This window comes from Streptomyces sp. NPDC030021, from assembly GCF_055574035.1.
This window is the reverse complement of record NZ_JBVIAH010000029.1, coordinates 1-6,737: the sequence shown is the minus strand read 5'-3', so window position 1 is coordinate 6,737 and position 6,737 is coordinate 1. Positions and strand designations below refer to the sequence as shown.

Annotated in this window: 8 protein-coding genes; 4 read left to right on the top strand and 4 right to left on the bottom strand. The window is 71.0% G+C overall.

The features are described from left to right. Positions 1-114: 114 nt before the first annotated feature. Complete coding sequence (locus tag ACZ4YL_RS37035) at positions 115-798, bottom strand: hypothetical protein (protein WP_468122538.1); 684 nt, start codon at positions 796-798, stop codon at positions 115-117. A 336-nt stretch (positions 799-1,134) separates the two neighbouring features. Between ACZ4YL_RS37035 and ACZ4YL_RS37030 the strand changes: the two genes are divergently transcribed. The 4 genes from ACZ4YL_RS37030 (at position 1,135) to ACZ4YL_RS37015 (ending at position 4,559) form a co-directional block, all read left to right on the top strand. After that, the gene (locus ACZ4YL_RS37030; protein WP_468122536.1) at positions 1,135-2,700 is read left to right on the top strand and encodes an APC family permease; all 1,566 of its coding nucleotides are present in this window, start codon (positions 1,135-1,137) and stop codon (positions 2,698-2,700) included. A 156-nt stretch (positions 2,701-2,856) separates the two neighbouring features. After that, positions 2,857-3,144, top strand: coding sequence for a hypothetical protein (locus ACZ4YL_RS37025; protein ID WP_468122534.1), 288 nt, complete (start codon positions 2,857-2,859; stop codon positions 3,142-3,144). Between the two features lie 90 nt (positions 3,145-3,234). Then, a complete protein-coding gene (locus tag ACZ4YL_RS37020; RefSeq protein WP_468122682.1) occupies positions 3,235-4,029 on the top strand; it encodes a bestrophin-like domain in 795 nt (264 codons plus the stop codon). Positions 4,030-4,151: 122 nt separating this feature from the next. After that, positions 4,152-4,559 (top strand): hypothetical protein, encoded by a 408-nt coding sequence (locus ACZ4YL_RS37015; protein ID WP_468122532.1) that lies wholly within the window; start codon positions 4,152-4,154, stop codon positions 4,557-4,559. On the opposite strand, the gene ACZ4YL_RS37010 is transcribed toward ACZ4YL_RS37015, so the two are convergent. The 3 genes from ACZ4YL_RS37010 to ACZ4YL_RS37000 all read right to left on the bottom strand — a co-directional run. After that, positions 4,517-5,308: an ABC transporter permease gene (locus tag ACZ4YL_RS37010; protein ID WP_468122530.1), complete on the bottom strand. Its 792-nt coding sequence runs from the start codon at positions 5,306-5,308 to the stop codon at positions 4,517-4,519. The genes ACZ4YL_RS37015 and ACZ4YL_RS37010 overlap by 43 nt on opposite strands. Continuing rightward, the gene (locus tag ACZ4YL_RS37005) at positions 5,305-6,267 is read right to left on the bottom strand and encodes an ATP-binding cassette domain-containing protein (RefSeq protein ID WP_468122528.1); all 963 of its coding nucleotides are present in this window, start codon (positions 6,265-6,267) and stop codon (positions 5,305-5,307) included. Before ACZ4YL_RS37005 ends, ACZ4YL_RS37010 begins: the two co-directional genes overlap by 4 nt. A 33-nt stretch (positions 6,268-6,300) precedes the next feature. Further along, the coding region (locus ACZ4YL_RS37000; RefSeq protein WP_468122526.1) for a DUF4097 family beta strand repeat-containing protein at positions 6,301-6,737 on the bottom strand (437 nt) is incomplete at its 5' end.

Below are 6,737 nucleotides of genomic sequence, written 5' to 3'. Positions count from 1 at the left end.
CCCTTCCCCCTGCCCCCCCCCCCCCCCCCCCCCCCCCCCCCCCCCTCCCCCCCCCCCCCCCCCCCCCCCCCCCCCCCCCCCCCCCCCCGGGACCGGTCATGCCGGGTCGCCCGCTCAGTCCACGTAGTAGTCGGTGAGGACACAGCCCTTCACGAGGGCCGGTTCCTTCCGGTAGCCGCTCGGCGCGGTGAACTTCTCGTGGCAGTTCAGCATCAGGAGTCCGGCCTGCGGTTTCAGCAGGGCGCTCATGGAGTCCGAGTCCACGGATCCCACGGCGAAGTCCTGCCCGATGACGATGCCGGCGTTGGGGTTCCCACCCGCCTGCGCGGCGATCTCGGCCTTGAAGGCGGTCTGGAAGGCCTTCGGGTCCTTGATCATGTAGATCGTGGTGCGGCCGCCGTCGCACGTTCCGCGCTCGATGACGGTGGCGGCCTTGATGAACTTCTCGTCCGGACCCGTGCTCGATCCGCTGCTGCCCGGGGTGACGGGCTTGATCGGGTCGCAGTCGGTGAACCGGCCGACGAAGCGGGCGGCCGCGGCCATGGTGGCCGCCTTGGGCAGCTTCTGGAAGGCCGTCCCGTCCTTGGGGGCGTTCCCGTTGACCCCGCCGTTCTTCGTCGGGTTCTCCAGCGTGCCCTCGTTCGGTCCGCCGTCGGTGTCGGCGCCGGTGCCGCCGTCCGCGCCGGAGCCGACACCGATGACCGGTGCCGCGCCGCTCTCGCCTCCGCCACAGGCGGTGAGGGTGAGCAGGGCGGCGACGGCCGTGGCCGATGCCAGGAGTGCTGTGCTGGTGCGCATGAGTGTTTTCGTCCCCCGTGTAAATGACCTTGAACGGCGGCGACTCTAGGCCGGTGATCATGGCCACGGCAAACCCGCCCGGATCCCCCGTTACCACTGGTCACCGCAAAGTCACGACGGAAACTTTGAAAATGCGCAAAACGGACATGGCTGCGGTTTCCGCATGCCGAAAGAGTCTCGGTCGGGCCTGCCGAAGCGCGGGCGCACGCCAAAGTGAACCTTGCATTAAGTGCTTGTGAACGGTCTCGGTCTCAGGATTCGAAGGCGTTCGGGGGTGTTGAGTTCTGGACTCCGATCATCCAGATGTGGAAAACGCAGCATCTAACGTCCTGACTCATGACTCAGCTGGACGTTCGGCCTCGGGCCGGAGACACGGTAAGCGGCGTCGCCGAGGGCGACGTTCGCGGCAAGGGCCTCGGCAAGGGGTCCGTCGGACTGGTCGGAAGCGCCGTCATCGGCATCTCGACCGTCGCCCCGGTCTACTGCCTGACCTCGACCCTCGGCTCCACCGCCGGTGAGGTCGGCATGCAGATGCCCGCGATCTTCCTCGCCGGCTTCCTCCCGATGCTCCTGGTCGCCTTCGCCTACCGCGAGCTCAACAAGGCCATGCCGGACTGCGGCACTTCCTTCACCTGGACCGTCAAGGCCTTCGGCCCGCGGATCGGCTGGATGTGCGGCTGGGGCCTGGTCATCGCCACGATCATCGTGCTCTCCAACCTCGCGGGCGTCGCCACCTCGTACTTCTGGCTGCTGGCCGGCGAGATCACGAACAATCCGTCGATCGCCGCCCTGGACGACGACAAGCTCGTCCACATCGTCACCTGCCTCACGCTGATCGCCGTCGCGACCGCCATCAGCTACCGCGGCATGACCGCCACCAAGGGCGTCCAGTACGCCCTGGTCGGCCTCCAGCTCGTCGTGCTCGCCATCTTCGTCGCCATGGCCTTCCAGAAGGCCTCCGCCGGCACCTTCGACACCGGCCTGGACTTCTCCTGGTCCTGGATGAACCCCTTCGCGGTCGAGTCCATGGCGGCCTTCACCGCCGGACTCTCGCTCTCGATCTTCATGTACTGGGGCTGGGACGCGTGCCTGGCCACCAACGAGGAGACCACCGGCTCGACGAAGACCCCCGGCCGCGCCTCGCTCATCGCGATGATCGTCCTGGTCGGCTCCTACCTGGCCACCGGCGTCGCCGCACAGATGGCCGTCGGCTCCGGCGGCGAGGGCCTCGGCCTCGCCAACGAGGAGACCTCGGGCAACGTCTTCGCCGCCCTCGCCGGCCCCGTCATGGGCCCGGTCCTCGGCATCCTGCTCTTCGTGGCCGTCCTGGCCTCCGCCGCGGCCTCCCTGCAGACCACCTTCATCCCGGTGGCCCGCACGGTCCTCGCCATGTCGACGTACGAGGCCCTGCCGCCCTCCTACGCCAAGGTCCACCCGCGCTTCAAGACCCCGGGCCGCGCCACCGTCATGGCGGGCGTCGCGACCGGCGTCTTCTACACGGTCATGACCCTGGTCAGCGAGAACGTCCTCACCGATACGATCTTCGCGCTCGGCCTGATGATCTGCTTCTACTACTCGCTGACGGCCTTCGCCTGCGCGTGGTACTTCCGCGGCGAGCTGCGCCGCTCCGCCCGCGACCTGTTCTTCAAGGGCGTCTTCCCGATCCTGGGCGGCCTGCTGCTGGCCGCGGTCTTCTTCAAGACCCTCTACGACGCCTGGGACCCGTCCTACGGCTCGGGCTCCACGCTCCCCGGCCTCGACGTCGGCAACGTCTTCGTCATCGGCGTCGGCCTGCTGGCCCTCGGCCTGGTGATCATGTTCGTCACCGAGCGCCGCAGCCCGGCCTTCTTCCGCGGCGAGGTCCTGACGAAGTCCACCCCGGCCCTGGTGGTCGAGGACTGACCGTCCCCGCGCCCCTGCGCCCCACCCGCCGAGTCATGCCCCACGGCCCCGGATCGATTCCCCCGATCCGGGGCCGCGGGCGTTTCCGGGCCGTTCCACGGCGCCAACCCGGGCGCGGGCGGTGACCAGGTGTGCGGCGGGGTCGTTGGACGGTGCATGAACGCCTTGAAGCGCACCCTTGCCGCCCTGGTCGTCTCCGGTGGCGCCCTCGCCCTCGTACCCGCCGCCGCGCACGCCGACGAGGCACCCGACCAGGCGCCCCCGGTCGTCGGCCGGGTCGTGGACATCGTCGACCACCCGACCCAGGCCGTACAGGACACCAAGACCGCGGTGGGCGCGACCACCCAGGCGGCCGGATCCGCCGGCCAGGCCACGGACTCCTCCCTCAAGGGCGCCGGCGCGGCCCTGACCGCCGGCCTCCCCAAGACCCCGAAGGTCGAGTGACCTCAGCCCCCTGGACCCGGGAGCACGGGGACGAGCTCATCGATGCCCGGGAGGCCGGGCTCCCGGGCGGCGGTGCTCGTTGAGCAGGGCATGATCCTCTGGCTGCTCAACCACCTCAGCACCTTCGTCATCGCCGTCCTCCTGGTCGGCGGCCTCACCGGCCTCGCCGTGGCCGGGAGCGTGGCCGCCCGCCGCCGCTTCCCGCACCTGGCCCGGGGCGAACACAACGAGATGGTCGGGGTCGCGCTCGGCATGTTCGGCGCGATCTACGGCATCATCCTCGCCTTCGTCGTCGTCACCCTGTGGACGCAGCTGGAGAACACCCAGAACATCGTCGCCAGCGAGGCCACCGACCTGGCCCTCGTCGTCCGCAGCGCCGACGCCTTCCCGCCGGCCGACCGCGACCGGGTGCAGCAGGCGGTCGGCGCGTACACGCACGCCGTCGTCGAGGTGCAGTGGCCGCTGATGCGCGACGGGCGGCCGAGCTACGAGGCGACCGGCCCGCAGACCCACGCCCTCTACCAGGCGCTCCTGGCCTACGAGCCGCAGGGCACCCGCGCCGAGACCTTCTACGCCGAGGCGGTCACCCGCCTCAACGACGTCGCGGCCCAGCGCCGGGCCCGCGTCACGATGGCCGAGAGCTCGCTGCCGATCCTGCTCCAGGTACTGGTGTACGGGGGCGCGTTCGTGATCGTCCCGCTCACCTTCCTGTTCGGGCTGCGCAGCCTGAAGATGCAGCTGCTCTTCGTATCGGCCGTGGCCGGGCTGATCGGCTTCAGCCTGCTCCTGGTGGTGGCCCTGGACCGCCCCTTCGCAGGGGACCTGAGCGTGACCCCGGAGCCCTACAAGGAGGCGGCTCTGGCCCAGTTCTGGGCCGCCGGCTGAGCGGTCCGCGGACTGTCAAGTCCCGAACTCCAGCGACATGACGCGATCCGCTCCCTCGGGCTGACTGGATGCACGGGCTCACCACCCCGCCCCGCGCGCCCCGCCTCCCGAGGAGCATTCCCATGGCCGGCATCCCCACCCGGACCCGCAACCGGACCCGCACCCGGCGTCTTGTCCTGCCCGTGGTCGTGACTGTCCTGGCCGTCCTCGCCGCCGCGGGCGCCGGCCTGGTCCACGGGGCCCGGGGCGCCCCCGCCGCACCGCGCACCCCGCACTCCTCCACCGCCCCGGCGTCCCATGACGACGGCGGCTCCGGCCACCGCCTGTGGTCGGTGTTCAAGCACCTCTGGACGAGCGTCGGCATGGCCGAGGACTTCCCGCACGTGGGCCACGACGCCGACGGGCGGCGTACCCCGACCGCCGTGTCGGTGTACGCCGCCCAGGGGCGGGACGATGCTGCGGGAGGAGGCCCGCACGCTCATACCGGTTACTTCGGGTCGCGGTTGAAGGAGGCCGCCGACCAGCGGTAGCCCAGCACCGCCAGGCCGAGGGACCAGGCGACCGCGAGCCAGCCGTTGTAGCCGATCTCGGTGCCGAGGAGCAGGCCGCGCAGGGTCTCGATGGCCGGTGTGAACGGCTGGTACTGGGCGATCGGCTGGAACCAGCCCGGCATCGCCTCGACCGGGGTGAACGCGCTGGAGATGAGCGGCAGCAGGATCAGCGGCATCGCGCTGTTGCTGGCGGCCTCGGCGTTCGGGCTGGCCATGCCCATCCCGACGGCGATCCAGGTGAGCGCCAGGGCGAAGAGGGCGATCAGCCCGAACGCGGCCAGCCACTCCAGGGCCGTGGCATCGGTGGACCGGAAGCCGATGGCGACGGCGACGGCGCCGACGAGGACCACGCTGGCGAGTGACTGCAGGACGCTGCCGACGACGTGCCCGACGAGCACGGAGCCGCGGTGGATCGCCATGGTGCGGAAGCGGGCGATGATGCCCTCGGACATGTCGGTGGAGACGGACACCGCGGCCCCGATGACGGTGCTGCCGATGGTCATCAGCAGGATGCCGGGGACGACGTACGCGATGTAGTCGGAGCGGTCGGCGGCGCCGCCGCCCATGCCGGCGCTCATCACGTCGCCGAAGATGTAGACGAAGAGCAGCAGCAGCATCACCGGGGTGAGCAGCAGGTTCAGCGTCAGCGACGGGTAGCGCCGGGCGTGCAGGAGGTTGCGGCGCAGCATCGTGGAGCAGTCGCGCACGGCGAGGGAGAGGGAGCTCATCGGACGTTCTCCTTGGACTGGTTGGGGACGGTGGCCGGGCCGGTGAGGGCGAAGAACACGTCGTCGAGGTCGGGGGTGTGCACGGTCAGCTCGTCCGCCTCGATGCCGGCGGCCTCCAGCCGGTCGAGGACCGAGCGCAGGTCGCGCTGGCTGCCGTCGCTGGGGATCTGCAGCGCCAGCGCCTCGTCGTCCCGGGTGACCTCGTGCAGGGCGAGGGCCGCGGACCGGTAGGCGGCCGGGTCGGTGAAGCGGAGGCGGACGTGCCCGCCGGGGATCAGCCGCTTCAGCTCGTCGGCGGTGCCCTGGGCGGCGATCCTGCCGTCGTTGAGCACGGCGATGCGGTCGGCGAGCTGGTCGGCCTCCTCCAGGTACTGGGTGGTGAGGAAGACGGTGACGCCGCCGGTGACGAGTTCGCGGATGATCTGCCACATGTTGTGGCGGCTGCGCGGGTCGAGGCCGGTGGTGGGCTCGTCGAGGAAGATGATCCGCGGGTCGCCGACCAGCGTCATCGCGATGTCGAGGCGGCGCTTCATCCCGCCGGAGTAGCTGGCGGCGGGCTTCTTGGCGGCCTCGACCAGGTCGAAGCGCTCCAGCAGTTCGCCGGCCACCCGCCGTCCCTCACCGCGGGAGAGGTGGTGCAGGTCCGCCATGAGGAGCATGTTCTCCTCGCCGGTGATCAGACCGTCGACGGCGGAGAACTGGCCGGTGACACCGATCGAGGCGCGCACGGCCTGCGGGTCGGCGGCCAGGTCGTGGCCGTTGATGTGGATGGCTCCGGTGCCCGGGTCCGCGCCGAGGAGGGTGGAGAGGATCTTGACGGCGGTGGTCTTGCCGGCGCCGTTCGGGCCGAGCAGGGAGAAGACCGTGCCGGCGGGGACCGCCAGGTCGATCCCGTCGAGAACGACCTTGTCGCCGTAGGACTTGCGCAGCCCGTTCGCCGCGATGGCCAGGTTGGTCATGGGGAGTGCTCCTTCGGATGCGGTGACTGCGGGTCAGATGCTGCGGGCGGTGATGTCGCCGTAGGAGGTGGTGGCGCGGATGGTGAGGCCGGCGGCGGCGCCGTCGGTGTTGGCGAGGGCGTTGCTGATCCGGCCGTAGGCGGTGCCGGCGTCGAGGGTGGCGGAGATCCCGCGGGCGGCGCCGACCGTGATGTCGCCCGCCTGGGTGGACAGTTCGACGGTGCCGCGGTGGGCCTCGGCGATCTGGAGGTCGCCCTTCTGGGTGGTGATCTGAGCGGGGCCGCCCAGGCGTCCGATGGAGACGTCGCCGGCCATGAGGGTGAGGTGGGCGCTCGCGGTCTCGTCGAGCTTGACCGTGCCCTGGGCGGCCTCGAAGGTGACGTCGCCGAGGCGGCCGACGCCGCGGAACTCGGCGGCCGCGGTCTTCGCCTCGACGCGGGAGCCGGCCGGCAGCTGGACGGTGATCTCGA